We start from the raw sequence: 26,390 nt of genomic DNA, 5'->3' as shown, positions 1-26,390 counted from the left end.
TACGCTAATCTTAAGGCATAAAAAAAGCCTGCCCTTTCAGGCAAGCTCTTTTTATAAATATGAGTGTATTATATTACTTTTTGTAATTCTTCAAACCACCTTGAAGGAATTCTATATACTTAGCCACATCTTCGTCATAAGCATAAGATTTGTTCAGCGGATTTCCATCATTATCAACCAACACATAGAAAGGTTGAGCATTGGCTCCGAACTTCACACGTTGCAGATAACTCCATTTATCGCCCAAAGTACGTAAAGTACGTTCTTTACCATTTTCAGTTACCTTAATGCGTTCAGGAAGCGGTTCTTTATTATCTACATACAGAGTAATCAATACATAATCGTTATTGATAAGGCTTCCTACTTTGTTGTCTGTCCAAACTTTCACTTCCATTTCACGACAGTTTACACAACCATAACCAGTAAAGTCGAGCATTACAGGTTTGCCCATTTGTTTAGCATAAGCCATACCTGCTTCATAGTCGTCAAACTTAGCATGTACATCATTGCTATACAAGTTAAAGTCTTGTGTATTAATTGGAGGAGAGAAAGCACTGATTGCTTTTAAAGGTGCACCCCATAATCCGGGAATCATATAAACGGCAAATGCAAGAGAGATAAGTCCCATAAAGAATCTGGATACAGATATTTTATTGTCATCATCATCATGCGCGAATTTAATTTTACCAAGCAAGTACAATCCTAACAGACCAAAGATTACAATCCACAAGGCTAAGAATGTTTCTCTGTCTAAAAGTCCCCATCCATAAGCTAAATCTGCTACTGATAAGAATTTCAAAGCAAAAGCCAATTCAAGGAAACCAAGTGTTACTTTAATCACATTCATCCATCCACCCGATTTAGGCATAGATTTCAGCCAAGATGGGAACAAAGCAAACAAAGTAAATGGCAATGCCAATGCAATAGCAAAACCAAACATACCAATGGCAGGAGCAACCACACTACCGGTAGTAGAAACTTCTACTAAAAGGAATCCGATAATAGGACCTGTACAAGAGAAAGAAACCAATGAAAGCGTAAACGCCATTAAGAAGATGCTAAGCAATCCGCTGGTAGCTTCTGCTTTACTATCAACAGCTGTACTCCATTTAGAAGGTAATTTTATTTCGAATGCTCCAAAGAAAGAAGCTGCGAAAATTACCAGCATCAGGAAGAACAAGATATTAAATACCGCATTGGTAGATAAAGCATTCAAGGCGCTGGCACCAAAAATCAAGGTGATGGCAAGCCCTAATGTTACATAAATAACAACGATGGAGATACCATACGTAATAGCATCGCGAATACCTTTCTTCTTATCTTTGGTACGTTTCAAGAAGAAGCTTACCGTCATTGGAATAATAGGCCATACACAAGGAGTGAACAATGCTACCAAACCACCTAAGAATCCGGCAAAGAAGATATAAAGCCAAGACATATCTTTGGTTTCTTGTTCTTCTCCAAAAGCTCTTAATTCTGAGATAACCGGTTTCCAAAGGTCGTTGCTGTTTACAACTTCGGCCGATGTAGTAGCAGGAGCCACAGGTTCGGTTGCCGTAGGTTCAGTTACCGATGCTTCTGCAGGTTCTGTTTTAGCCGGTTCGTTTTTTCCCAAAACCGGAGTAGTTACTATTACAGGTTCTTCTTTCTTGGGCTCTTCTTTAGCCGCAGGTTTTGTAGCTGCTGCTACTTCTCCCTTATAGCTGAATTCTTCGGCTGTTGGAGGCAAACAGCTTTCATCGTCACAAGCTCCAAATTCCAAATATCCTTCTAATACATAAGGTCCACCAGTGAACTTAACCTTTTGAACAAATTGTCCGGTGGTTTCAAAATAGCGCACATTCATTTCGAATATATTATCGAACTTGGCTATTTCTTTTCCGCGAGGAGTTAATTTACCTACCAACTCTACTCCTTCTTTCTTCTCTACATTAAAAGTTGCAGAAGTAGGGCCATCTCCCAATTCTGTAGAATATACATGCCAACCGGCATCTATAGTAGCAGTAAATATAATTTCGGCTTCATTGTTCGATAAAGATTTTAATTCGGTTTTCATCTTTACCGGGTCGTGCATCTGTGCCGAAACACTACAAATGCCAACAAATAAGACAAGCGCTAAAGCAATGATCTTTTTCATAAAAAATATTCAGATTTAAAATTCATAATCTACACACGCGCGGTTTTCTTTAGCATCGGCTATAATCTTACCCGCGGCAACATGTTCCGGATGTGTGGAATACACTTTCACATCATCCAACGAGTCAAACTCACTATATAGAGCTATGTGCCAGTTCTCAGCCGGATTCATATTTAAACCGACTTCAATTTTACGTATTACAGATATTTTCGCAGGGAGTGCCTCAATGGCTTCTTTGAACTTATTCATCATAATAAGTTTCTCACTGTTTGATATCTCTTCTTTCAATTTAAAAATTACAATGTGCTTAACCATCAATTGTTTTTTAAGAATTGTTTTTTATATTTGCATAGTTACGCATTGAAATTCGGCAGTCTTATTGACACTATGTAAACTTCAACATGCAGGATTTCAGTGCAAAATTAGTTTTTTTGTTTCAATTATACACTAAATAGATGTTAATAATAGGAATTGCAGGAGGAACAGGGTCGGGAAAATCCACCGTTGTTAAAAAAATAATGGAAAGTTTGTGTGAGGGAGAAGTAGTATTACTTCCTCAAGACTCCTATTATAAAGATAGTAGTCACGTTCCGGTTGAAGAACGTCAGAGTATCAATTTCGACCACCCCGATGCCTTTGATTGGAGTCTTTTAGCCGAACATGTGTCTATGCTCAAAGAAGGTAAAAGCATTGAGCAGCCCACCTATTCTTTTTTAACTTGTACGCGTCAGCCGGAAACCATACATACAGAACCCAAAGATGTGGTTATTATTGAAGGCATTCTTGCTTTATGCGACAAAGATTTACGCGACCAGATGGACCTGAAAATCTATGTAGATACCGATCCGGATATACGTTTAATTCGAGTTATCAAACGAGACATAAGAGAACGGGGACGTACTGCCGAAGCCGTAATGGATAGGTATATTCGAGTACTTAAACCCATGCATGAACAATTTATCGAACCATCTAAACGATATGCAGATCTGATTATTCCCGAAGGTGGAAAAAATAAAATAGCTGTTGATATAGTAACCATGTACATCAAAAAGCATCTTCCGGATGTTAATAACGAATAATCTTATTCATGCAAAATGAAACAACTACCTCTATTATTACTGCTCATACTTTTTTGTACGGCATGTAAAAAACAACCAAACACTAAAGACGACTCGTATGATCTGCCACAAATGAAAGATAGTGGAGAACTGGTAGCATTAACCTTGTACAGCTCTACCACCTATTTTAATTATCGCGGAGAAGAAATGGGGTTTCAGTACGAACTTGTGAAACAGTTTGCCCAGTCTTTAGGATTAAAGCTTAAAATAGAGGTAGCAGAAAGTGTTCATGATTTAGTTCAAAAACTTAAAAATGAAGAAGGAGATATTATTGTTTATCCCTTAGCTATTACCAAAGAAAGAAAAGACAGTTTAACATATTGCGGCGAGGAAGTCATCACCCATCAGGTAATTGTACAACGCGCTTTCGGGAAAAATAAAGTATTGACAGACGTTACAGAACTAATAGATAAAGACATTTATGTAAAACCTGGGAAATATTATCAGCGTTTACTAAACTTAAACAAAGAATTAGGCGGTGGCATCCGTATACACAAAGTGGAGAATGATAGTATAACCATCGAAGACCTCATTACTCAAGTTTCTAAAGGAGAAATCATGTATACGGTATGTGATAACGATATTGCCAAACTAAACAAAACGTATTACCCCAATCTAAATATCAACCTATCAGTTAGCTATGACCAACGTTCTTCATGGGCTGTCCGAAAAGATTCTCCTTTATTAGCCGCCGCTGCAAACAACTGGCATAAGGAAAACCAAACCTCTCCTGCTTACACAGCTACTATGAAGCGGTATTTTGAAATCAGCAAAGCTATACCATACACAGCCATTCTTTCTATACAAGAGGGTAAGATATCTCGTTTCGATGATCTTTTCAAGAAATACACCCCTCAAATAAATTGGGATTGGAGATTGTTTGCCGCTTTAGCATACACAGAGTCTAATTTTAACCCTGATGTTGTATCCTGGGCAGGCGCAAGAGGATTAATGCAGCTTATGCCGGCCACAGCGCATGCCATGGGCGTTCCTGTTGGTATGGAAAGCGATCCCGAAGAAAGCATTAAAGGAGCAATCAACTACATAGCTTCCGTAAGTAAAAGCCTAAGTATGATTCCCGACAAGAAAGAACGAATCAATTTTATCTTAGGTGCCTACAATGCCGGATTAGGTCATATTTATGATGCCATGGCACTTGCCGAGAAATATGGAAAGGATAAAAACATTTGGTTCGATAATGTAGAAACCTATATTCTTTTAAAAAGTAATGAGGAATACTTCAATGACCCTGTATGCAAAAACGGATACTTTCGTGGAGTAGAAACTTATAATTTTGTGAGAGATATAAACTCAAGATATAACTTTTACCAATCAAAGATTAAAGAATAGAAAAAGTACGCCATTCAATATTCGTAGATAAATTATTGCTGTTCATTGATTTCTTTTTCATAGCAAACCTGCTTTTATTAATATTGTTGCCAGAACTAATATTATAACAAATGAAAAAGAATTTTCTTATAACAGGTATGCTATGTGCTGCCTTTTTCTGCATGACAGCATGCTCCGGTACCGACCATGATCCATTTCCGGAGGAAAACAACACAGGTAATTCCAATAATACAAACGAAGAGGAAGAAGATTATGTTGATCCGGGTGATGATACCTTAGTAACCAACTCACAAGTGCTATCCTTAGATAACATGGTTGAAATAGATTTTTCATCCTCTACATTTTCAAATCCATTCGAAGGAAACGGAGTTACCATATCCAATAACAATGGGCATGTTGTGATTACCTCTACCATTACAGACAAAGAATTAAATTATGTACTATCCGGAATAACCAATAACGGTTCTGTGAAAATATATGGCGAATATAAGTTCGGGTTAGTGCTGAATGGGGTTGGAATAACAAATCCCAAAGGAGCCGCCATCAATATTCAATGTGGAAAGAAAATTACGGTTACCGTAGTAGATAAAACAAACAACCGACTGATTGATAGCGAAAACTATGAAATGATTGATGGTGAAGACATGAAAGGTACATTCTTTAGCGAAGGGCAACTCAACTTCTATGGAAACGGAAGCCTTGAAATACGAGGAAAATATAAACACGCTATTTGCACAGACGATTATTTCCGTATATACGAAGGTAATATTTGGATAAAAGAAGCCGCCAGTGATGCCATTCATGCTAAAGATTATACAAAAATAGAAGGAGGAACCCTCACAACGGTATCCAATGGCGAGGGTATAGATTGCGATGGGTATATAGAAATCAATGCAGGAACCCTTGATATTCTGACACTTAATCAAAAAGGTCATGGTATTAAAAGTGGTGAATATATTTCCATTCAAGGTGAAAATACATCAATAGTTGCAAGTGTCAGAGGTATAGCTTCTAAATGTATAAATGCTACTGGTGATGTAACCATTTCGTCCGGAACATTAAATTTAAAAACAAGTGGTAATGCATATTATGATACGGATGACCAAGACACCTCATCTTCCGCAGCTATTAAATGTGACGGAAACTTGTTTATTGATGGCGGGTCAATCACAATCAAGAGTACCGGCTCAGGAGGAAAAGGTATTAATGTTGACGGAACTCTTACTATTAATAACGGAACCGTATCTGTTACAACTACCGGTGGACAATATGTGTACGACAGGAATAATGACACTGCTGCTAAAGCCATAAAGAGTGATGGAAATCTCACAGTAAATGGTGGTTCCATAGTTATCAGTACATCCGGAGTAGAAGCCGAAGGATTAGAAAGTAAAGCTACACTTAAAATAACCGGAGGAACTGTAGAAATAGAAGCTTATGACGATTGCATAAATGCATCCAATCATATTGAAATCAACGGAGGGAATGTATATTGTAAAAGTACAGTTAACGATGCTATTGACTCCAACGGCACTTTAACCATTACCGGAGGAGTAATCATTACAGCCGGAGCCTCCTCTCCCGAAGCCGGATTTGATTGCGACCAAAGTCGTTTTAGCATTACCGGTGGAGTAATTATTGGCATCGGAGGCGATACCAGTTCTCCAACAAGCAGTGCTTGTACTCAATACTCAGTTATATATAAAGGAATGTCAGCGAATACTCAAATTGTGCATATTGAAACCACAAGCGAAGGATCAGAAGTGTTGACTTTCCAATTACCCAAAACTTACAACAGCAGCTCTACATTATTATTTAGTTCGCCCTTACTTAAATCTAACACAGGATATACTATTTATACCGGAGGAAGTATTTCGGGAGGAACAAATTTCCACGGTTACTATACAGGAGCAACATATAATAAAGGTTCTTCTGCTACAACCTTCACTACAAGCTCTATGGTAACATCTATCGGATCAATGGGCGGAGGTCCCGGAGGACGGCCATAATATATCTAAATAAATATCTTAACTTTGTAGTATAGAGGCGGGGATGTGTCAAAATCCTCTTATTAATTGGTAAAACCGTGAAAAAGCATAAACAGCACTTTCTTGAGAACTTGATCTATATCATAATATGGTTAATCGTTTTCATTGTACCTATTTTGGGAATAAAAGAAGACGGAATAATAAATTGGGAACAAGTACGCCACTATTGGATGGATGTACTACCTTTTTTCATTCTTTTTTTAATCAATAACTATCTATTGGTTCCTTATTTTCTATTAAGAAAACGTTCTTTTTTATATTTGCTTTTTGCTATAATAACTGTTTTCTGTATTTCTACAGCCAGACTGATTGTTTTTCCTCATGAGCAATTTGGCCCTCCTCGTTCTTCTATACAAGCAAAACCACCACATAGACCTCGTCATCCGGGTAATAAGCCCGGTATGCGTTTCCCTATAAGAATGTTTCCGATTTTGAATGATTGGATTGCAGCCATCTTCATTGTTGGATTAAACATATCTGTTCGTTTCCTTTTTAAATCCATACGCGATGAGCGCCAAATTAAAGAATTGGAAAAACACACTTTGCAAGCCGAGCTGAATTATCTGAAAGCCCAGATCAATCCACACTTCTTCATGAATACCCTAAACAATATTCATGCACTTGTAGACATTGATACGGAAAAGGCAAAGGAAACAGTTATTGAGCTCTCTAAAATAATGCGTTATGTATTATATGATGCCGATCAGGCACAAGTAACACTACATAAAGAGCTAACATTTCTCGACAATTATATCAACTTAATGAGAATACGTTTCACTGATGAAGTTGAAGTTAAAATCTCATACCCGGAAGTTATCCCCGAAGTAAAAGTTCCCCCACTCCTACTCATTACATTTGTGGAGAATGCTTTTAAGCATGGAGTGAGTTATCAACATAACTCATTTATCCATTTAAAGTTAACAATCGAGAATAATCAAATTCATTTTACGGTTTCTAATAGTATTGTGGCAAATTCCCCATCTTCTCCCGGAGTTGGTATGGAAAATCTTCGGAAAAGATTATCTTTGTTATATGGAGAGAACTATACCTTAAAGGTTGTTCATGGCATAGAAACATACGAAATCACTTTAATTATACCTGTATAGAATGATGCACTGTATCGCCATAGACGATGAACCACTTGCACTAAAGCAAATAATCGGTTATATTTCAAAAACTCCTTTTCTTGAGTTAACAAAAGCATGTAGCAATGCTATGGAAGCTATTAGCATCATCGCCGAAAATGACATCGATATTCTCTTTGTTGATATCAATATGCCAGACTTAAATGGATTGGATTTTGTTCGATCTCTTAACCAAAAGCCATTGGTAATCTTTACAACAGCTTACTCAGAATATGCTATCGAAGGCTTTAGAGTAGATGCCATCGATTATTTACTAAAACCTTTCGGATATCCGGATTTCTTAAAATCAGCAGAAAAGGCATATCGACAATTTAAGCTAATAAATACAGCCCATAGCTCTGGAAACAACCTTTCAGACACCAAATATATTTTTGTAAAATCCGAATACAGAACCATACAAATTATTATAGACTCAATTACACATATCGAAAGTCGAAGCGAGTACTTAAGAATCTATTCAGAGGTAGATTCACCGGTTATGACATTAGGAAGTCTGAAATTAATCAAAGAAAAGCTTCCATCAGAACACTTCATGCGCATACACCGATCATATATTATAAATTTAAAGAAAATATCAGCTATTGAACGTGGGCAAATTATTATAAATAAAAGTACCCGCATTCCAATAGGAGAACAATACAAAGAAGAATTTCAGGAATATTTGGAGAAACATTCGTTTACAAAAAAATGATTATCTTTGTAGCCAATACTACCAGTATATCATTATTATTAAAATAAATTCATGAAGATACTTGTTACAGGTTGCGCCGGATTCATTGGCTTCTTTCTTACCAGAAAATTTCTTAATGAAGGGCACGAAGTAGTTGGCGTAGACAACATCAACAATTACTACTCTCAATCCCTCAAAGAGGATCGCTTAAAACAACTTGGAATATATTTTGATTGTTCTACAGGAAAATATAATTGTACTAATAATAAGCTTACATTCATCAAATCGGATGTAGAAGATGAATTATTATACAGCCAGCAGCTTGCTAATTTTCAATTTGATGCCATCTGTCATTTAGCCGCACAGGCAGGAGTTCGATACAGTATTACGCATCCGGAAGCATACATCAATTCCAATATTTTTGGTTTCTTCCGTATGTTAGAATATTGTAGAAAGAATCCTGTAAAGAAGTTTATTTATGCCAGCAGTTCAAGTGTATATGGTAAAAATTCGTCCATCCCATATCGGGAGGAAGATCCGACAGAAACGCCAGTCAGCTTATATGCAGCAACTAAAAAATCAAATGAGCTATTAGCACACAGCTATGCTGAGCTATATGGAATCCATACAATTGGGCTTCGCTTTTTCACTGTATATGGTCCATGGGGACGACCAGATATGGCGCCATTTATTTTCACTAAAGCCATCATAGAAAACCAACCTATAAGAATTTACAATCAGGGTAATATGTCGAGAGACTTTACCTATATAGATGATATTATAGAAGGAATCTACAAAATCACAACGAGCGACCCTCTTACATCTGATCCATCACAATCATTTCAAATCTATAATATAGGTAATTCTCAACCAGTTAATCTAAGAGATTTTATCTCACAGATAGAAGAGCTAACAGAGAAAAAAGCCATCAAGATTTATGAACCAATGCAGCCCGGCGATGTAAAAGACACTTGGGCAGACACAGGGAAATTGCAAAAGGATTATAATTACAAGCCTCAAACATTACTTCGAACAGGCTTGAGTGCTTTTATCAATTGGTACAAAGAATACTATAAATAAGAAAAAACTAATACATTATCATAATATGCTTAATCAGAAAAAATCTGCCATATACTATGTTTTGCTTTCTATAGTATGTTTTTTCGCTTTCTTTATAAACAACAAAGTAGTTCCGGCTGATCTTATGGAAGCTCGTAATCTGGCCACCGCTCAGGAAATGGTACGTACAGGCAATTATTTATTACCAACCATGAATGGAGAATTAAGGATTGCAAAGCCTCCCTTACCTACTTGGATTGCTGCTGGTGTGGAGCATATCTTACCAGACAATCTGGTAGCCCAACGTTGTATGAGTGGACTTTCTGCTTGCATCATGGTGTTCTTTTTATTCCTACTGGTTCGTCGACTAACCAAACACCCTCTACCGGCATTTATAGCTGCCACCGTACTTGCTTCCGGCTTTAACATCGTTATGATGGGACGCACAGCCACTTGGGATATATATTGCCATAGTTTTATGTTAGGAGGCATCTTTTTCTTTGTGTTAGCTACCGAAGAAAAAGGAAAACAATGGTTGAAGTTTTCTTTGGCAGGTCTCTTTATGGGACTCTCCTTCTTAAGTAAAGGGCCTGTATCATTCTATGCACTGTTACTACCTTTCATTATTAGTTATTTTGCTATTCTAAGACTTTCGATAAAAGGGAAAAAAACTCCTTTATTTTGTATGATTCTCCTTATAGTTATCATTTCATTCTGGTGGCCGGTATACATTGCACTTTTTCATCCCGAAACAGGATTAGCCATTGCAAATAAGGAGTCTTCCGCCTGGCTTAATCACAATGTACGCCCCTTATGGTATTATTGGAAATTCCCGGCTGAAGCTGGAATATGGGCACTCTTCTGGGTGACATCACTTATCTATTTCTTTTGGAAAAAAAGATCTGAGTGCCGGAACGTATATCTTTTCTCTATTGTTTGGACATTAGCCGGCTTTATTTTACTATCACTTATTCCGGAAAAAAAGACAAGATACCTTCTTCCTCTACTAATACCCGGAGCCATAAATGTTGGGCTCTATTTTTATCAAAGCATAAAAACAGCCATGACTAAAGGAGAAAAGAGTGTATTTCGCATAAATGGAACTATCATTGGTATTGTAGCGCTTGCCCTTCCATTTGCTCTGCATTTCATTGTGCCGAACGAGAGTAAAATTACTATGTTAACAGTTCTTATTACTCTATTATGTATAGGTCTTGGTATATACATTTATACTACTCTATTCAATAAAAAAGGAATAAAGATCATGCCATTCTTTATGGCATCTGTACTACTAATGATGGTATTCGAAAGCTTTTGCCTGGCACATGCCGGTAAAATATTTATCAATGATGAGCGGCACAGTATTCATGCATTAAGAGAGTACCCGGATGTTCAAGGATTACCATTCTTTTATTACGACAAAGAAGATATACGAATGGAATTAGTATACGAAGCTAATCAAGTTATACTTCCTATGAATATTGAAGATAAAGATGCTATTTATGCTCATAGCCCTTTCGTTTTCATGTCATCTCAACCTATAAAGGAGCTATTCAAAGATAAAAATGTTACTATTGAATTTATTGATACTTTTGACAACAACTGGCGCAAAGTAACAGATAAAAATTACAATAACTTACTTAAGAAAGAAGTAGCCATTATTCGCAAAAAAGAGGTTATGGAGAAGAATGAGAATCCTTAACCTCTGCCCTATAAGCAATCATTATATTACGAGTATAAACAATAATTCCGGTAGATTGCCCTATTATTAACACTAAGTCTTTGCGTAATAGGGCGTAGCTAACAATCATTGCTGCTCCCGAAAGACTAATAACCCAGAATGTAATGGGTAAAACCGACTCGCCTGCTTTACGCGAGTAGAGCCATTGATAAATAAATCTAAGTGTAAAAGTAAACTGCCCTATTACGCCAAATACTATCAGCCACAAAGGTATGTCTTCTTGTTTAAACAGGTGGATAACCGTTTCATTCCATTGGGAAAGAAAATAAAGAACTGCCAATATAGGAATTGATATAAATACGAATCGCATAATATGAGGTAACACATCCCAAGAGCCCTTTACACGCAAATTCCATATATATATATAATATGAAATGAGTTGCCCTAAAATAATGGCAAAATCATTACGCAGCCATCCATATAAACACAGTAAAAAAGAAGCTCCCATGCTGAGCTGCCAAAAGAGTTTCGGAGAAAGTACTTTATGGGCTCTTTCTGAAGCAATCCATTGTACTAAAAGCCTGGCAGAAAAAAGAAATTGTGCAAAAAGCCCTATACCTACGATCAGATATTCATTCATAGGTTTGTGGAAACTACTGAATAGTTTATATAGCGTTTTCTCATCCAGCGATATGCAAAACAATCGTTGAATGGACCCACAAGCCGATTCCACAAATGATATTTTGACTTACCTGCTATTCGTGGGAAATGACGTACAGGAATTTGTTTCATAGTTCCACCCTCCTGAAGTTGAATTAAAGCGGGGATAAAACGATGCATTCCTGTAAACAAAGGAATACGTTTGGCGTAATCTGTTCTAATTACTTTCAACGGACATCCGGTATCCTGCGCTGTATCATTTGTCATCATACGCCGAAAGCTATTGGCTATTTTCGATGAAAGTTTTTTCACGAAACTATCTTTACGTCCTGCGCGTATACCCATTGCTAAAGCATATTCAGGAGCATATTCCAATAACAAATTAAAATCTTCGGGCGAAGTTTGTAAATCAGCATCTATATAGCCTACATACTCTGAATTGGTATAATCAATACCTGCTTTTAAAGCAGCACTCAAGCCTCTATTCTGCTTGAATGAGATATAAAACATATCATCGTGACGCATGCATACTTCTTGGAGGAGTTGTCCGCTATTATCCTTTGAACCATCATTCACAAACAAAACGCAACTCTTCATCTTAGCTATCTTCAAAAACGAAGATAATTCAGATTCCAATCTAAGCATATTATCCTGCTCATCATATACAGGAACTATAATAGTAAATTGATACTGACTTGTTTTATTCATATTTTATCAAACAATATTTTATTTTCAGCCGTCAAAGATACACAAAGTTACAACTTGATTCTGTAGAAAATCTGGATTTTTCCCGTATAGAGATGAAAGTTTATGATTCTAATATGCTAAATCACTCTTTTCAGAACACAAAATCAGTCTATTTGACCCAAATTCACATAAACAAATATCCCTATCAGATAAGAGCCTGTTTAAATTTTCCACAGAATAATTATTATAGGAATGATAGTTCACATTCCCTTCGGCTTATTTATCGCAGAATAAAATTCAAAAAACAATTAAAAGAGCAGTTCTCCTAAATTTGAAATAATCTTTCTGTTTGGAAAACACTTCAACTCTTCCCGAGTCGTCATTCCCGAAGTTACTCCAACAAAATCAACCCCACCGGCTACTGCTGTTTCAGCATCAACAATACTATCGCCAACATACAAAACATCATTGGGAGAAACAAGTAATGATTTCATTGCTTTATACAATCCTTCCGGACTGGGTTTATGATGTTCTACATCTTCACCACCAATGATTATATCAAACGATTCTGCAGGCAAATAATTATCAAAAAACTCTTTGATGCGGTAACGATATTTGGTTGATAAGATTCCTATCTTAATACCTCTTTGTTTCAATTCCTTTAATACTGGCAGTGTATCAGGATACAATAAGGTATTTACAGTCATATAGCTATCGGCTTCTTTCACATATTCTTTCCGCCATGCCTCCAATTGTTCTTTATCGGTAACTCCGGTCAATAATGCAAAAGAATCTTCAAGGGTTTTACCAATGGTTCGCTTAATTGCTTCATCGGATATATTCAAATAATTATGTCGACATAATACATTTTGAAAACAAGTGACTATACCACGAGAAGAGTCGGCTAAAGTATAATCAAAATCAAATAATATAGTAGAATAATTCATGAATGCAAAGATAACCAAAGTATTCTATTCACTCATATCGCTTACCTTTTTTATATGATGAGGCTTCTTATGCCAGGTTTTGTTGCGGCCGTGGCAATCTTTTGTTGCGGCCGTGGCAAATTCTTGTTGCGGCCGTGGCAAAATCCTGTTACGGCCGTAGCAAAATCCTGTTGCGGCCGTAGCTAAATCTTGCTAAAGCAATCAAAAATATGTCGCAGGGGAAATTTGTTCTACGAAGATTGGGTGAAATCGGTTAGTTGATATTATCTTTGCCCCACAAACCAACACACTCATCATCATATCAACTAAACACCACCATGGTTTACGGATATTATTATAAAACAATAAAGAAAGGATCGACACTCCACAACGACATCTGCCCGGGCTGTGGCAGCAAAGGAACCATCCGATTAAGTGTTATTTGCAGAGTGAACCACTATGTCTACATCCCCTTTTGGCCAAGCAACAAACAAACGGTATTGGAATGCTCTGTATGCGGAGGAAAGTATAAAAGCGAAGCCCTGCCGCACATACAACCCAAGGCAGAAGCGCTACAAAAGGAAACACCTTATCGAATATACCACTTCGTCGGGTTATTTCTTGTTCTGGCAATTGCTTGCTTATTTACCTATATGATTATTTCGGACAACAAGACACAAATAGAGAAACTGCACAACGAAGTAGAACATTTAGACGAGGGACTTGTTATAAACTACCAACTGCCCGACAAACAAAAAACATCCATGTATGTAGACTCCGTGAGAGGCGACTCCGTATGGGTACGCGAAAACACATTATCTACCACCGGAAAAGTAATGAAAATAAACCAAGCCGAAAACTACTCAACTCATCCCTCTACCTATCTGAAAGAGGAGCTCCACAAATTGGTAGACGAAGACAGAATTATCAACATATACATTACTGCTGCCTACGTGCGCAAACAAATAGAACAAGAAAATGAAAGCATTCAAGATTAAAAGTGTCAATCGCACCATTCTGATACTCACTGCATTACCAACCCTTTTCGTTATACTGTTAGGAGGTTTTGTTTGTTGCATGAAGTGGATATTTACCGATGGCAATCAGTACATTGCTCTTGGAGCCACACTTGCTATCGTATTTATTGTGTTTACTATATGCAAAAAAATAGCTACGCGAACCTACACAGTCGAAGTAGATGAAAACAACTTAATGGTAGCCAAAGAAGGAAACGTAGCCCGGTCTATACACTTAAACCAAATCACCAAATTAGCGTTTAGAACCCATGCGCAAGGTTGTGTACTTACTGTGGAAGCCTCCGGGTTTGAGTTTGCTAAATTTGATGTGGGCCCCAAACAAGCGCAACAAATTCAAGATCTGATTGCCGAGTTTCAGCAATATAACCATTATAACGCCGTGGAGGGAAAAGATGACAGAGGTGTATGGACAAACTACATAAACCCTAATGCTGTAAACTCCACCCCTGCCTCGCTGGGCGAAATCTACAGAAACCAAGCCGGCAACAAGCGCAAAACCAAGTGGATAGCAATCGGCATCTTTCTGGTGGTAATGGCTGTAATGATCGCCCCTTTCTTTATCAACCCCAAAGCCTTTTACGATTCGAAAGACGGAAAAGTTTACTTTGGTAGCAAAGAATTGATAGGTGTAGATCCTAAGAAAGCAACCACCCTGAGCTATCATGTTCTGAAAGATTCCACCCATATATACTATAAAGATCAGATATTGGAATGGGCCGATTATGCCACCTTTCAATGTCCGCGCGAACCTTTTTATATGGATAAAAACGGAGTTTACTTTGAAACAAACAACTTCTATACTCCCAACAAAATAAAACCTTTGGATGGAGATTATGATGCGGCTACTTTCCAATCGGTTGACAGATACGCATCTACCCTTTTTAAAGACAAAAACTATCTTTATGAAATAGATGCCTTTGCTCAGCCTCCCTTGAAGAAGCTCTCTTTCCCCGATTTAGACGTAACAAGCTTTCAATCTTTGGAAAACAACTACTGGTATGCCGACAAAAATCACGTTTACTTTACCGGTGAGGGTACGCTAAAGCAATGTCGGGAAATAGACCGCGAATCTTTCAAAATACTATCGTTGGAAGTTGTTAAAGACAAAAATCAAGTTTACTTCATCTCCTACCGCCTCAAGTCCGACCACGGAGCAGAAGCTGAACATAAAGGCTACAAAGTATTGGAAGGTGCCGATGCCCCCTCCTTTGTAAAAGTAGACGACAAGAAGTATGTTGATAAAAACACAATCTGGACAATTTCGTCCGAAGAGGATAAGAAAGAGCCGAAAGCAAACAGAAGAGAGGATGTGAAGTGATGGAGGTATGAAATAAAATATTACCTTTGTGACGCATAACACAAACAACAATCAATAAAAACAATATAAAGATGGAAAAGAAAGACAAAAAAACGTTGTTACCTACTATCTTAGCCAAGGTAGACACAACCTCCAGTCGTTTTCGGGCAGCTATTCAAGACTACCTTAAATTCTTTAAAGATTCTCAAGGCAGTTTTAAAGGAATTAAGAAAACATATTCGCCTCGCCCCGATACAATAGACGAACCATCTGAACGACAGAACAAAATTGTGGTAACTACCGTAAAAGAAAAGCTCGACTGGTTTGTAGAAAACAATACCGAATACCTGCAAGATATAATGAATATCGAAGCTACCAATGCGGCAGGAGCAGCCAAAGCCGAGTTGGTGGTGAATGGAAAATCGTTTGGCGAACTATCTTCGCTTGAGTTGCTTCGCTTGAAAGGCTTCCTCGAATCTACTGATTTTGAGAAGATGTATGCCAGCTTGCCGGTCCGTTCCGACAGCGAAATATGGACAAAATCTGAAAACGAGATGTATCTTAACCGCGAGATTTACGAAACACCTCTTCAAAGCGGGATTAAGAAATCGACCGAGAAGGTGAGCTATATTCTTGAAGACCCCAACTTGAGTCAGCTTAAAAACAGCGAAGGTTATAAACCACAAGTGGCTGTGAAGACTATCCCTATTGAGCTGGGCGATTATACCATCCAGAATTTCTCGGGCGAGATCTCACAACGCGAACGTGCCGAAATACTTCGTCGCCGCAGCGAACTGCTCACCGCTGTAGTGATTGCCCTGAAAGAAGCAAATAATGTGGAGATTGTAGAGTCGAAGTTCGAAGCTAAAAACTTCTTCGAATATCTGCACACAGGAAAATAGAAAAGAAACTTGACTTTAGCACAAGCATCAGCATTAAGTTTATCCAATCCTAGATAGTAAGCATTAGTGTCGAAGTCAATAAGCTGAAGTTTAGCTTTAATTTTAAGAATTTAGGTAAATACACCTTTATATTATACGGAGGTTCGAATCCTCCTTCCCCCTCATAATGAATACCTGAAAAATGGGGGAATAGCAAAGTTGGTTATGCATAATATCAGATAGCTTTAGCGTAAATTTGCCTATATAATTCTTAAACCCAAATGGGTAACATAGGAGATCTTGTTACCCATTTACCTTTTTCCTATCCATCCTAAATACAGGCTTATGCGCAAACTGGTAAAGCGAGCCCTTGTTCCTACCAAAAAATTGGAGAGGGTTGTATCGGTTCTAGGTATGATACGTTGGGGGTTCGAGTCCTTCTAAGCCTACTATTTCCGTCTACTTTTATTTTTAAAGTTTGATATATATAGCAGCAGAAATGAAAATACTATGACAAAAAGATTAAAGGGGAAAGATGTAAATATCAACTCAGTTCCCAATTCGAAACTCTTACACATATCTTTTAGTATTTTCCTGTACAAATCATCTCCAAATACAAAATAGCCGAACTTCATATCTAAATAGGTAAATAGTAGTCCACAAAAAAACATGGAAAACATCCACCACAATCCATAAAAAACAACTATTTTGTATTTCTTTTGTTCGTCTTTGAAAACCACAACAAGTTGCAACATTCCATATAGCAATGTTATAACCATTAAGAATAGATGAATTGCTACTATCCAATTTTGCGATCGCCCAATTGGATTAAAGTTCAATGGAACTATACCTATGAATAGCAGTATAAAAAACACAAACTCAGTCCAAATAAACAATAGAACTGAGTTGATAAATGCTTTAGAATATTTATCATTATTCATAGTTATAAGTCATCTATATGCTGTTTTCAAAGATAAACATTTCTTTATAATTAGCAGGTCTTCTTGCGTCTTTTCGTATCTTGCACAATATTTTAATTTAGATCATTCACAATGACTACTCATCGACTGTTATTATTGTTGTTTTTTTTAACAAGTGCCAGATTTGTCCAAGCCACTGATTGCAGTTATCACTATTTTATAGAAAAACATGTTAACTTATCCGTCTGCCGCAATCATGGACGATTTTCTACTTTCGACATACTATACTACAAAGGTGCTGCAAAATCACTGAGTGATTACATTGCTATTCGTATAAAACAGGGAGAACTTGAAAATAAGAATTTTGAAATAGAACTATACGATCCAATACTTTCACAGCCCCAACTGTTACTTACACAAGGTAAAAAAGGATATCATATAATGGCTCAGCATTTACGAATAGAACAGTTAATGCAACTGGCAGACGAGTTCAGCAAACCTGAATTCAAAATATTAAACCTTAATGTTGCCAATTTATATGGCGAAGAAAACGAGAAACAATATAACCGGATCATCAGCCAAATGGAAAATATACTTGATCGGGAATTATCAACCGATATGAAAAATGTACTCACAAAAACACATACACTCTGGGAACAAGGCGCATTGAAAATTCAATATGCTAAAGGAGAATTATACTACGAATTGCATGGAAAACGACTTAACGAACAAGTGAACGGAGGCATGCCAGGTGTTATTCAAAATAGGTATATTCTACAGTTACCTAAACATTTTGTTGTATATGAAGACTCCCTCCTTTGCAAGAAAATAGAAATAGACAATAGTGATATCTGGTATGGCGATATGAGTGTAGAGGTAACTGGCAAATGGATAAATTTCTTATATTGGGATGAGTATAGATATAGTTACTCGTATGATAAAAATCGATTTTATAAGGTAGAAAAAAGTTCCCAATAAAAAAATAATCCGACAGCAGGGTGATGGTAATATCCCCAAAGGTTATTCTTCAAAGATCCTTGAGTAGCTTGTAGCAACCGTTTGTTTTTTGTTCCATCGTTATTAGAAATTATGTAAATCAGCGACGTTGCAAAGGTACGAGTGAGGGTGTGCGTTGTTTTTGCGTAGAGGGTTTCGATATCATTAAAATATTTATTTCCCCTCTGTTTTCTTTTGATGCTGCAACCTAAAAAATGCCTTTTGACGTTCAATTTCGTTTCGAAGTTCCTCCTCCGATGGCATATAAAGCATATATTTAGATGCATAAAGTTGCTTATTTTCGTTCAGAATGGAATATCGCGCAATGTCTTCATCGGTTTCCGAGCAAAGAATAATGCCAATTGTGGGGTTGTCGTCTTTATCGCGTACTCGTTCGTCATACATTCTCACATACATATCCATTTGGCCTACATCTTGATGAGAGATTTGTGTTGTTTTAAGGTCAAGAAGAACAAAGCATTTTAAGCGATAATTATAGAACACAAGGTCGACAAAATAATCTCTTTTTTCGGTACGAATAAGTTGTTGGCGACTGACAAAGGAGAAACCTTTGCCTAATTCGAGCAAAAATTTTTGCAGATTGCCAATGATAGCCATTTCGAGTTCGGACTCTGTGAAATCGGTATTCGGAGCAAGTCCGATAAATTCGGCCACAGTGGGATTTTTAATAAACTCTAGCTTGTCTTGCTCAAACGCTTTGGTTAAGGATTTCATCTCAGCCGCAACATTGTTTTTGTTTTGAGAAAGCAATAAGCGCTCATAATATTGGGAACTGATATTCCGGTCGAGGGTTCGGTAACTCCACATTTGCTCGGCAGCTTCTTTCAAATACCAGGCACGGGCTTCGGAGTTGGAGACTGTTAGTAAACGCTTATAATGTGACCAAGTCAATATTCTCCACGGTGTAGAGAATATTTCAGAAAAGGTTAAATAGAATAAGCGAAAATTATACAAACTGGGAACAGAAAACCCTTTTCCAAACTCCTTAGTTAACTCTTTCGACAATTCTTTGAGCAATTGTGTGCCATAGTCGGCTCGTTCTTTTCCCTGTTGTTCTTCATCAACAATTCGTTTTCCCATCTGCCAATAGGCTTCGACCATAGCAGAATTTATGGCCGAATATGCTTTTTGGCGTGCCTGAGTTACTATCTCCTTGATTTCGTGAATGAAATTGGAACTATGCATCGAAATATCAGTCTTTTTTTGTGGAGGGTTCATACTTATAAAAACTTTGTGTCAAAGATACTTATTTATTAAAACCTTGGCAACCCATAAATCAATTCTTTATCTACCTCACTCTGATTTTTCAGTATTTCAACAGCATCAGGATATGGGAAAGGCATAAAACTAACCAAACGAGTATGAATAATACAGGTTAAGTGTACTCAGGGAAGATACAGTTTAGATGGGATTATACTCTTATAAGTAATTCAATATTTCATTAATCGTTTTTAGTTGAATAAAATTCTCATGTTCTCCAACATGTTCCTGCTGCTCGTGAGTCCAGGTAACATGATAGGGAATATAAGCTCCATTGCCTCCCAGCTCCAGAACAGGTATAATATCGGATTTCATGGAATTGCCCAACATTAAAAAGTTTTCGGGTCGACAGTCTAAATGTTTAAGCAATTTTTGATAGTCGTTTACCTTTTTGTCGCTCATAATCTCTATATGATGGAAATAGGGTTCCAACCTCGAATTCTTAAGCTTTCTTTCTTGGTCTAACAAATCTCCTTTTGTTGCTACAATAAGTTTATAATTATCTTTTAGTTGATTGAGCGTTTCTTCAACACCAGGTAGTAATTCGATTGGTTTCTGTAACAATTCGCGACCTATCTGAATAATTTCATCAATAACATCGGCCGATACGGTTTTGTTGGAAATTCTGTTTGCTGTTTCAATCATGCACAACACAAATCCTTTAACTCCGTATCCATAGAGAGGTAGATTCTTCATTTCAGTCTCAAAAAGTTCTTGCGAAACTGTATGTTGAGGATGATAGTTTTTGAGTAAGGCACAAAACTGTTCTTCGGCTTCCTGAAAGTAAGGTTCGTTTACCCACAAAGTATCATCGGCATCAAATGCTATGGTTGTTATATTCTTATTCATTTTATTATATCTAATGAAAACTCGTCTGGTCGTATTTCACCACAGAGTTCACAGAGTTACACAGAGTTTTAAACTTCCATGCGGCATCGTATTTAGAACTCTGTGGTGAAATCGTACAATTCCTTCATGAATAATTCAGGCTAGTACTTTTGCAACAAAGATACCGTTTTTACTCCGAAATCTCCTTAACCACTTTCTTTAAACTTCCTTCCGTGCCCCAACTTTTCCAATGGGGCACACCCGATATATTCGGGCGACTTTGGGTAAGTGCCAACAATTCATTATAAAGCTCCAACAGTTTCTTTAGGTTCTTGATGGGCTTTTGGGGCAGTTGTTGCATGAGGGCTTCGAGCATAACTACCAACGACTGGTTGTGCTTATGGCTTACACCAATCATATAAGTAGACATACAATCTGCAAGGCGTTTGAGAGGAAAGGCTTCCATGGCTTCTATTTTTCCTAAAGCGGTACCTAAACGAATGGGGTCGAGCCTGTTTGCTGCCATGTTTTCCGACCAGATGGCAAAGCCGTAATCTTGTACCGCTTTCACCTTGGCAAACAGGAAGCAAGCCAACGCCATGTAATGCATTTCGTGGAAGGGTCTTTTCAATTCGTGCACCAGACGGGCGGTGAGCAATGCCAGGGTTTGTTCGGGCACTTCGCACATATCGCAGTCGGCAAAGCAGATGGTGATTCTGCCCAGAAATACGTCCGGATTGTTGGGACAAGCCAGGTAAGGGAATAGCATCCAATCCTTGTGGTCGCGGTCGTAAAAGAAGTGCGAAGCGGATATTTTATCGGCTTCCCATAGATAGCGATAAAATAACTTATTGTCTTTGAGCTGAATCTGGGGTTCAGCATTCGTTATGCGGAAATGCTTCCATTCGTATTGGCCATTGTATCCGGTGTCGATGTATTCTTCCCATTCAAGCTCTCCGGTTATGTAGGCTTTTGGGATGGTGTGGTAGCCATACGGTTCAAGTTCCGGATGGGGTTGTGCCGACCGTTTGGTAATGGCAGCAGTCATCCACCAGGAAGGGTGTTCGATGGGCGATTCAATGGGTGCGTTTTTATCCAGCAAGAAGATGAACAGGTGTTTCAATTCTCCGGTTAAGGATTGGCGAGCTTTTATGAGTGCTTCTTCCGGAAAGTCGATAACACAGCGCTGAATGGCAAGTTGCATATCCATATCGCCCGGTTCTATACCCTGTTGCTGATAGGCGGCTATTCTATCAATCAGGGTTAATGGGTTAATCCACGCAGGAGTGTGCGTTGGGGTTGATAATAAAGGAAGGGCATCCTGATTCTTTATCTTCTCAATAGCTTCGATGGCGATTTGCCGGAATCCCGTATAGATAAATTCAACAGATAGATCTTTCAGAGTAATCTGCCTTTTGGTGTAGTAGTTGCTTTGTTCGCGTCTATCCTTATCTACTGCATCCATTTTATCCCGGAAGGTTTGCAACTTTTTGGTTTTCTTCGGGAATTTGTGGATCAGATACTGTGCGTAATCAGTCATGGTAATATAAGGGATACTATCCAGTATTGGCACTCCCCATTTGTACAGCCGACTATATACTTTCTTAAAGGCAGGTTCAAGTAATACAAGGTCTGCCTTGGTTACTTGGTTTCCCCAGACTACCAGATTATTCAGCAGGTGATCGAAGAAATAAGGTTCCGAAGAATCTACTGCTTGTGTAAGGAAGAATGCAAAGTCTTCGGTGGATTGAAGAGTGGGAATCCGGTTTTCTTCTCCGATAACGGAAGGCAGTTCTACCAACAACTCTTCAGCGCTGAGGGGTGTTGGCGGTTCTACTTTATCCAGATAGTCGGCAAGCAGTGAGCGAGTGTTCATCAGTAAATTGTCGGCGTATGCTGCCAGCAAGGCTTTGCTCTCCGAACCGGGAGAGGCATATTGGGTAAATAATTCTGCTGCTTTTTTCTGAATAGCTTCGTCTTTGGAAAGGAATACCGTACAGAGCATTGCAATGATTTCCGGGATGAAATCTTTCTTCCGCTTTAAAACCACCTCTACTACAGACAGCGTGGAGGTGAGGATTGCTTTAACTTCCGAGCCCAGAAGTAAAGGAAGATTGGACAGGAACTCCTCTGTATGAAACTGAGGGTGAACAGCCAACTTCTTGAGAAGTTTCACTGTGTGGGTAACAGGTTTAGACCAGATACAGGTGAGCGTTCCGAAGAGTTCGGTTTGCAATGCAAGCAGTTCTGCTTCAGTAGGCTGCATGGCTGCAAACAGATCTGTAAACCAACCGGTAAGCACTTTGTTGAAGTTGCGGTTTACAGCTAGCAGACTTTCTCGCAAAACTCGCATACGATCCAGTCGGTCTTCGGCTGTATATTTAATAAAGGTATCGAACCAAAGGCATTTGCTTGGCGATTGATTCGCTTCTCCAATGGCTGTGTTATTGCTGTACCAAGCTATATTGGATGGATATTCAAACAGCCACCAGATATGTTTATCAAGGGTAATGGGATAGCTTTCAAGTATTTCGGGTGTCCAAACACCTTTATACCCTTTCTCATCCTTTGTGAATATAACATCCGGAAGAATAGAAACAACCATTTCGGGTGTGAGCGTCAGATAGCCGGCGGCCTCCCATTTAACTAAGTATTCATACTCATGGATGAAAGGGTATTCTGCAAAATCTTTCGGACAGAACCAGGGGAGTATCGCATCCAGTTCCTCCAGTGTGGGCATACTCCAGCGCAGGCTTTTCTTTGCCTCGGCAGGAGGCAAGCAGACGAACATTGCAATACGGTTGGTATATATTTTTCCCCATACGCCTTCTTCCTGTCTTTTCTCCCAAGTATCATGATAGGTATCGTATTTCCGGATTTCAGGGGCAAGCGCTTTTCGTTCTTCGGGTGTCAGGCTTTTCAGAAAGGTGATTATGCCGACTCTGTCGGCTTTTTCTATGTATGTCAGGAGTTTCTCTTTCATGGTGTTGGTTTCAACTTGGTTTGCGAGAACGAAGATACAAATATTTTTCAGAGGACGTGTTAAAAGTATCATAAGTATAATTTCGAAAACCACCGGATTGTCTGTTGATTAAATAGAGTCTTTATAAAGGCTCTTGAACCACAGGGCACTCAGTACAAAACTCACCCTGTGTACCTCTGTGATTCAAGAAAGCGTTAAAAGCTCTATTTCCAAAGTGGAGTTGCCTCAAGCAACACGCCATCCTCCATAGAATACTGCTCTATGGAGTTCTCTTTCGACTGTACTACGATATAGACCATTTGTTCATCAGAAGTATTACTCATACCACGAACACCGGCAGGTGCCACACGCACTACACTTCCCTCTGATATATCAAAACATTGATCATCAACCTGAAACTTACCGGTACCACTCAAAATAAGGTATGTTTCCTCATTTTGCTTATGCGAATGGAATATTGAAAGGTCTGTTTTTGCAGGCAAAACACTCAGTGAAATTTCAGTACCTGTTGCATTTGTTATCTCTTTCAGGAAAACCTTACCATTCATTGTTTCGGACAGACGAGAGAGTTTTCCAAAATCTACTGCTGAGAAGTTCTTGTTCTCTGCTACTTTTTTCACATTACTCATACTTGTAACTTTTTGATTATTAACTATTGTTCCTATTAGTAACTTTCGTACTTTTGCCTACAAAAATAGACTGATTGTTTAAACAAAACAAGAAGGCACACAGATGTAAGTCGCTTACATCTATGTAACAATTATTGAGATACAGAATGTTATGGAAGAAAAAATAATAATAAATTTTCAGGCAACAGGTTTCTGCCCGGTTCGAGATATTATAGCCCGGCTGGGTGATAAATGGACCATACTAATTTTGACAACACTAAAAGTTAATGGCAAATTGAGATTCGGTGAAATACAACATTCAATAGGTGATGTATCCCAACGTATGTTGACCGTTACTTTACGTTCGTTGGAAGCAGATGGAATAATACGTCGCGAGGTTTATCCCCAAGTGCCTCCAAGGGTTGAATATGAATTGACAGAACTGGGCAATAGCCTTTTCCCCCATCTGAAAGCTTTGGTAGATTGGGCAACTGAAAGTTTAGACTGCATAATGACGAATAGAAAGAAATTTAAAAGATGATCTTGCTCAATTCTGTCAAAGCTTTCAGATGGGGAAAAGGCTTAAAGGCTGGGATGGATTTTGTATAATACAATCCTTACAATCCAAGCGTCTTACCCAACACATCCGCTTTACGAACAAACTTCCGGGCGATAGCCAGTCCCGAAAAGGCATTAGCCAACAAAGAGGTATGCCAATGTGGTAAATGCAGCAGGGCGGCAAGACTCATTAGTGCAACAATTGCTACAAAGAATATCAGGCAGTCCCTCAGTCGCAGAATGTTTGTTATCTTTCGAAACACAAAGTAGGGGGCTATACAAAGAGCCACTGGCATATATAAAATAAATAATAATTGAGTAATGCTCATACTCTTCCCACCAAACCATGGATTAGTATTGATAACATCACCTGCTTCATTGACGTTTTGCATCGGATGTCCCAATATACACGCAGTAGCAGAAAGGGCAACAAGCATAAAAAATAAAATCGCCATAAATCTCATTAGAACTATCCTTCGGTTACTCGTCACAATAGCGGTATTCAGATTTTGCATTCCATCGGCAGGAACAATCTTTCCTCTGCGTTTTACCTCACTATGAGCTGCTTTTGCGCTATAATATCCAGCTACAAGAAAAGCGTAGATGAGAAGAAAAATCATTCGATCGCTCCCTCTTTTGCGCATGATGTCGGCTTGGTACATATCTTTATCACGTGGCATTCCGCCCTGCTCTCCTGCAGCTCTCCACTCCTCACGAGACTGCCAACCAGCGGTATAATCAGGGTTTAATACATCACTAACAAGGTGATTGATGGCAAAAATTCCTGCAACAATTAGACAAATTTCAATTATAATGATGGCTCTTTTCATAATAAGGACAAATGTAATCATTCTGCCAATATAAATATGTCTGTTTTACGGTTGATTAGAATTTTAATTGTAGTATTTTTGGGGACGAGAATAAAATCTATAATGACAAAGGAAGAAGCAAAAAAGAAAATAAAAATGAATAAAGGAATGTATGCTTTTGCAAAAGGTAACGACATATTCGTTGTTGTATGTAAGAACAAGTGCCCAAATGAATGGCAGGCGTTGAGTGGCTTAGATGGTTGGGAAGTTGAATCCGACGATATGTTTTACATTATGGGAACAGATGCACGAGGTGAACTAGAAGAAACTCTATCAGAAAAAATATTGGTATTCAAGTCAAATGAAACAACTTATTTTAAATGTCCTATTTCTGATGAAGTTTTAAACATTTTAGTATCGACAAGTGGAGAAGAAGGGTTTATGTTAATTCAATCTGAATTGTTGCTTGATGAAAATCAAATTTATCAAAAGTTTACAGAGGGGGAAATAGAAGGGCTAATCTGTTGTTTTTATACAGATGAGAAAAAGAGAGAAATATTTAACCTTGACGAAAAGGGGAATATTTTAGAATTAAAATAAATGGAAATCTAATATATGAAACACCCATGACAAAAACTCGTCGCCAAAGGTAATGTAAATTGTGGGTTATAGCTACCTTTGTTAGGTTCACCAACAATAATAGCTATGGAT

The 26,390-nt window shown here is 38.1% G+C and carries 23 protein-coding genes and 1 tRNA gene; 14 read left to right on the top strand and 10 right to left on the bottom strand.

Features of this window, described 5'->3' with window-relative positions; genetic code table 11:
• Window positions 1-73: 73 nt before the first annotated feature.
• Together D0T60_RS11295 and D0T60_RS11290 are read right to left on the bottom strand one after the other, a co-directional pair.
• The gene (locus D0T60_RS11295; protein ID WP_163218265.1) at window positions 74-2,137 is read right to left on the bottom strand and encodes a cytochrome c biogenesis protein CcdA; all 2,064 of its coding nucleotides are present in this window, start codon (window positions 2,135-2,137) and stop codon (window positions 74-76) included.
• A gap of 15 nt (window positions 2,138-2,152) precedes the next feature.
• Window positions 2,153-2,452, bottom strand: coding sequence for a Dabb family protein (locus D0T60_RS11290; protein WP_163218264.1), 300 nt, complete (start codon window positions 2,450-2,452; stop codon window positions 2,153-2,155).
• Between the two features lie 140 nt (window positions 2,453-2,592).
• On the opposite strand from D0T60_RS11290, the gene udk reads away from it, so the two are divergent.
• From udk to D0T60_RS11255, 7 genes are all read left to right on the top strand, one after another.
• Window positions 2,593-3,216 (top strand): uridine kinase, encoded by a 624-nt coding sequence (gene udk, locus D0T60_RS11285; protein ID WP_163218263.1) that lies wholly within the window; start codon window positions 2,593-2,595, stop codon window positions 3,214-3,216.
• 15 nt (window positions 3,217-3,231) lie between these two features.
• Window positions 3,232-4,605, top strand: coding sequence for a transglycosylase SLT domain-containing protein (locus D0T60_RS11280; protein ID WP_163218262.1), 1,374 nt, complete (start codon window positions 3,232-3,234; stop codon window positions 4,603-4,605).
• A gap of 110 nt (window positions 4,606-4,715) precedes the next feature.
• Window positions 4,716-6,614 carry a carbohydrate-binding domain-containing protein gene (locus tag D0T60_RS11275; protein WP_239059550.1) on the top strand — a complete coding sequence of 633 codons (1,899 nt, stop codon included), beginning with the start codon at window positions 4,716-4,718 and terminating at the stop codon, window positions 6,612-6,614.
• Between the two features lie 77 nt (window positions 6,615-6,691).
• A complete protein-coding gene (locus D0T60_RS19045; protein ID WP_163218261.1) occupies window positions 6,692-7,759 on the top strand; it encodes a histidine kinase in 1,068 nt (355 codons plus the stop codon).
• A gap of 1 nt (window position 7,760) precedes the next feature.
• Window positions 7,761-8,489: a LytTR family DNA-binding domain-containing protein gene (locus D0T60_RS11265; protein ID WP_239059549.1), complete on the top strand. Its 729-nt coding sequence runs from the start codon at window positions 7,761-7,763 to the stop codon at window positions 8,487-8,489.
• 51 nt (window positions 8,490-8,540) lie between these two features.
• Window positions 8,541-9,548: an NAD-dependent epimerase/dehydratase family protein gene (locus tag D0T60_RS11260; RefSeq protein ID WP_163218260.1), complete on the top strand. Its 1,008-nt coding sequence runs from the start codon at window positions 8,541-8,543 to the stop codon at window positions 9,546-9,548.
• Between the two features lie 25 nt (window positions 9,549-9,573).
• Window positions 9,574-11,229 carry a glycosyltransferase family 39 protein gene (locus D0T60_RS11255; protein ID WP_163218259.1) on the top strand — a complete coding sequence of 552 codons (1,656 nt, stop codon included), beginning with the start codon at window positions 9,574-9,576 and terminating at the stop codon, window positions 11,227-11,229.
• Here D0T60_RS11255 and D0T60_RS11250 read toward each other — a convergent pair.
• The 3 genes from D0T60_RS11250 to D0T60_RS11240 form a co-directional block, all read right to left on the bottom strand.
• Window positions 11,204-11,848, bottom strand: a complete 645-nt coding sequence (locus tag D0T60_RS11250) for a lipid-A-disaccharide synthase N-terminal domain-containing protein (RefSeq protein ID WP_163218258.1) — start codon at window positions 11,846-11,848, stop codon at window positions 11,204-11,206. The two genes, D0T60_RS11255 and D0T60_RS11250, sit on opposite strands and share 26 nt — an antisense overlap.
• Window positions 11,845-12,576 (bottom strand): glycosyltransferase, encoded by a 732-nt coding sequence (locus D0T60_RS11245; RefSeq protein ID WP_163218257.1) that lies wholly within the window; start codon window positions 12,574-12,576, stop codon window positions 11,845-11,847. The genes D0T60_RS11250 and D0T60_RS11245 overlap by 4 nt, the downstream gene beginning before the upstream one ends.
• Window positions 12,577-12,863: 287 nt before the next feature.
• Window positions 12,864-13,502 carry an HAD-IA family hydrolase gene (locus tag D0T60_RS11240; protein WP_163218256.1) on the bottom strand — a complete coding sequence of 213 codons (639 nt, stop codon included), beginning with the start codon at window positions 13,500-13,502 and terminating at the stop codon, window positions 12,864-12,866.
• A 317-nt stretch (window positions 13,503-13,819) separates the two neighbouring features.
• Between D0T60_RS11240 and D0T60_RS11235 the strand changes: the two genes are divergently transcribed.
• The 5 genes from D0T60_RS11235 to D0T60_RS11215 all read left to right on the top strand — a co-directional run bounded on the left by D0T60_RS11235 (window position 13,820) and on the right by D0T60_RS11215 (window position 18,594).
• The gene (locus tag D0T60_RS11235; RefSeq protein ID WP_163218255.1) at window positions 13,820-14,479 is read left to right on the top strand and encodes a hypothetical protein; all 660 of its coding nucleotides are present in this window, start codon (window positions 13,820-13,822) and stop codon (window positions 14,477-14,479) included.
• Entirely contained in the window at window positions 14,460-15,836 is a 1,377-nt protein-coding gene (locus D0T60_RS11230) for a DKNYY domain-containing protein (RefSeq protein ID WP_163218254.1), read from the top strand. Before D0T60_RS11235 ends, D0T60_RS11230 begins: the two co-directional genes overlap by 20 nt.
• 71 nt (window positions 15,837-15,907) lie before the next feature.
• Window positions 15,908-16,717, top strand: coding sequence for a hypothetical protein (locus D0T60_RS11225; RefSeq protein ID WP_163218253.1), 810 nt, complete (start codon window positions 15,908-15,910; stop codon window positions 16,715-16,717).
• A 318-nt stretch (window positions 16,718-17,035) separates the two neighbouring features.
• Window positions 17,036-17,145 (top strand) — tRNA-OTHER (locus D0T60_RS11220).
• Between the two features lie 603 nt (window positions 17,146-17,748).
• Entirely contained in the window at window positions 17,749-18,594 is an 846-nt protein-coding gene (locus tag D0T60_RS11215; RefSeq protein ID WP_163218252.1) for a hypothetical protein, read from the top strand.
• 192 nt (window positions 18,595-18,786) lie between these two features.
• On the opposite strand, the gene D0T60_RS11210 is transcribed toward D0T60_RS11215, so the two are convergent.
• The 4 genes from D0T60_RS11210 to D0T60_RS11195 all read right to left on the bottom strand — a co-directional run bounded on the left by D0T60_RS11210 (window position 18,787) and on the right by D0T60_RS11195 (window position 24,333).
• The gene (locus D0T60_RS11210; protein WP_239059548.1) at window positions 18,787-19,851 is read right to left on the bottom strand and encodes a YhcG family protein; all 1,065 of its coding nucleotides are present in this window, start codon (window positions 19,849-19,851) and stop codon (window positions 18,787-18,789) included.
• A 201-nt stretch (window positions 19,852-20,052) separates the two neighbouring features.
• A complete protein-coding gene (locus D0T60_RS11205) occupies window positions 20,053-20,742 on the bottom strand; it encodes an HAD family hydrolase (RefSeq protein WP_163218251.1) in 690 nt (229 codons plus the stop codon).
• A gap of 169 nt (window positions 20,743-20,911) precedes the next feature.
• Window positions 20,912-23,704, bottom strand: a complete 2,793-nt coding sequence (locus D0T60_RS11200) for a DUF6493 family protein (protein ID WP_163218250.1) — start codon at window positions 23,702-23,704, stop codon at window positions 20,912-20,914.
• A gap of 203 nt (window positions 23,705-23,907) precedes the next feature.
• Window positions 23,908-24,333, bottom strand: coding sequence for a cupin domain-containing protein (locus D0T60_RS11195; RefSeq protein WP_163218249.1), 426 nt, complete (start codon window positions 24,331-24,333; stop codon window positions 23,908-23,910).
• A 151-nt stretch (window positions 24,334-24,484) separates the two neighbouring features.
• Between D0T60_RS11195 and D0T60_RS11190 the strand changes: the two genes are divergently transcribed.
• Entirely contained in the window at window positions 24,485-24,853 is a 369-nt protein-coding gene (locus tag D0T60_RS11190; protein ID WP_203558324.1) for a helix-turn-helix domain-containing protein, read from the top strand.
• Window positions 24,854-24,929: 76 nt separating this feature from the next.
• On the opposite strand, the gene D0T60_RS11185 is transcribed toward D0T60_RS11190, so the two are convergent.
• Window positions 24,930-25,700, bottom strand: coding sequence for an LMBR1 domain-containing protein (locus tag D0T60_RS11185; protein ID WP_163218248.1), 771 nt, complete (start codon window positions 25,698-25,700; stop codon window positions 24,930-24,932).
• A gap of 102 nt (window positions 25,701-25,802) precedes the next feature.
• Here D0T60_RS11185 and D0T60_RS11180 point away from each other — a divergent pair, with 102 nt between their 5' ends.
• The gene (locus tag D0T60_RS11180; RefSeq protein ID WP_163218247.1) at window positions 25,803-26,279 is read left to right on the top strand and encodes a hypothetical protein; all 477 of its coding nucleotides are present in this window, start codon (window positions 25,803-25,805) and stop codon (window positions 26,277-26,279) included.
• Window positions 26,280-26,390: the final 111 nt, after the last annotated feature.

Source organism: Bacteroides sp. 224 (genome assembly GCF_010500995.1).
Taxonomy (GTDB): Bacteria; Bacteroidota; Bacteroidia; order Bacteroidales; family Bacteroidaceae; genus Bacteroides.
The sequence above is the reverse complement of the archived record's forward strand: the minus strand, read 5'-3'. Positions and strand labels throughout refer to the sequence as shown.

What these genes read in the sequence shown, in the direction of transcription:
- D0T60_RS11185 (WP_163218248.1), bottom strand. Translation starts at nt 25,700, where the DNA reads ATGAAAAGAGCCATCATTATAATTGAAATTTGTCTAATTGTTGCAGGA.
- D0T60_RS11260 (WP_163218260.1), top strand. Translation starts at nt 8,541, where the DNA reads ATGAAGATACTTGTTACAGGTTGCGCCGGATTCATTGGCTTCTTTCTT.
- D0T60_RS11210 (WP_239059548.1), bottom strand. Translation starts at nt 19,851, where the DNA reads ATGAACCCTCCACAAAAAAAGACTGATATTTCGATGCATAGTTCCAAT.
- D0T60_RS11205 (WP_163218251.1), bottom strand. Translation starts at nt 20,742, where the DNA reads ATGAATAAGAATATAACAACCATAGCATTTGATGCCGATGATACTTTG.
- D0T60_RS11200 (WP_163218250.1), bottom strand. Translation starts at nt 23,704, where the DNA reads ATGAAAGAGAAACTCCTGACATACATAGAAAAAGCCGACAGAGTCGGC.
- D0T60_RS11290 (WP_163218264.1), bottom strand. Translation starts at nt 2,452, where the DNA reads ATGGTTAAGCACATTGTAATTTTTAAATTGAAAGAAGAGATATCAAAC.
- D0T60_RS11280 (WP_163218262.1), top strand. Translation starts at nt 3,232, where the DNA reads ATGAAACAACTACCTCTATTATTACTGCTCATACTTTTTTGTACGGCA.
- D0T60_RS11240 (WP_163218256.1), bottom strand. Translation starts at nt 13,502, where the DNA reads ATGAATTATTCTACTATATTATTTGATTTTGATTATACTTTAGCCGAC.
- D0T60_RS11225 (WP_163218253.1), top strand. Translation starts at nt 15,908, where the DNA reads ATGGAAAAGAAAGACAAAAAAACGTTGTTACCTACTATCTTAGCCAAG.
- D0T60_RS11195 (WP_163218249.1), bottom strand. Translation starts at nt 24,333, where the DNA reads ATGAGTAATGTGAAAAAAGTAGCAGAGAACAAGAACTTCTCAGCAGTA.
- D0T60_RS11245 (WP_163218257.1), bottom strand. Translation starts at nt 12,576, where the DNA reads ATGAATAAAACAAGTCAGTATCAATTTACTATTATAGTTCCTGTATAT.
- udk (WP_163218263.1), top strand. Translation starts at nt 2,593, where the DNA reads ATGTTAATAATAGGAATTGCAGGAGGAACAGGGTCGGGAAAATCCACC.
- D0T60_RS11265 (WP_239059549.1), top strand. Translation starts at nt 7,761, where the DNA reads ATGATGCACTGTATCGCCATAGACGATGAACCACTTGCACTAAAGCAA.
- D0T60_RS11180 (WP_163218247.1), top strand. Translation starts at nt 25,803, where the DNA reads ATGACAAAGGAAGAAGCAAAAAAGAAAATAAAAATGAATAAAGGAATG.
- D0T60_RS11275 (WP_239059550.1), top strand. Translation starts at nt 4,716, where the DNA reads ATGAAAAAGAATTTTCTTATAACAGGTATGCTATGTGCTGCCTTTTTC.
- D0T60_RS11190 (WP_203558324.1), top strand. Translation starts at nt 24,485, where the DNA reads ATGGAAGAAAAAATAATAATAAATTTTCAGGCAACAGGTTTCTGCCCG.
- D0T60_RS11235 (WP_163218255.1), top strand. Translation starts at nt 13,820, where the DNA reads ATGGTTTACGGATATTATTATAAAACAATAAAGAAAGGATCGACACTC.
- D0T60_RS11215 (WP_163218252.1), top strand. Translation starts at nt 17,749, where the DNA reads ATGACTACTCATCGACTGTTATTATTGTTGTTTTTTTTAACAAGTGCC.
- D0T60_RS11255 (WP_163218259.1), top strand. Translation starts at nt 9,574, where the DNA reads ATGCTTAATCAGAAAAAATCTGCCATATACTATGTTTTGCTTTCTATA.
- D0T60_RS11230 (WP_163218254.1), top strand. Translation starts at nt 14,460, where the DNA reads ATGAAAGCATTCAAGATTAAAAGTGTCAATCGCACCATTCTGATACTC.
- D0T60_RS11250 (WP_163218258.1), bottom strand. Translation starts at nt 11,848, where the DNA reads ATGAATGAATATCTGATCGTAGGTATAGGGCTTTTTGCACAATTTCTT.
- D0T60_RS11295 (WP_163218265.1), bottom strand. Translation starts at nt 2,137, where the DNA reads ATGAAAAAGATCATTGCTTTAGCGCTTGTCTTATTTGTTGGCATTTGT.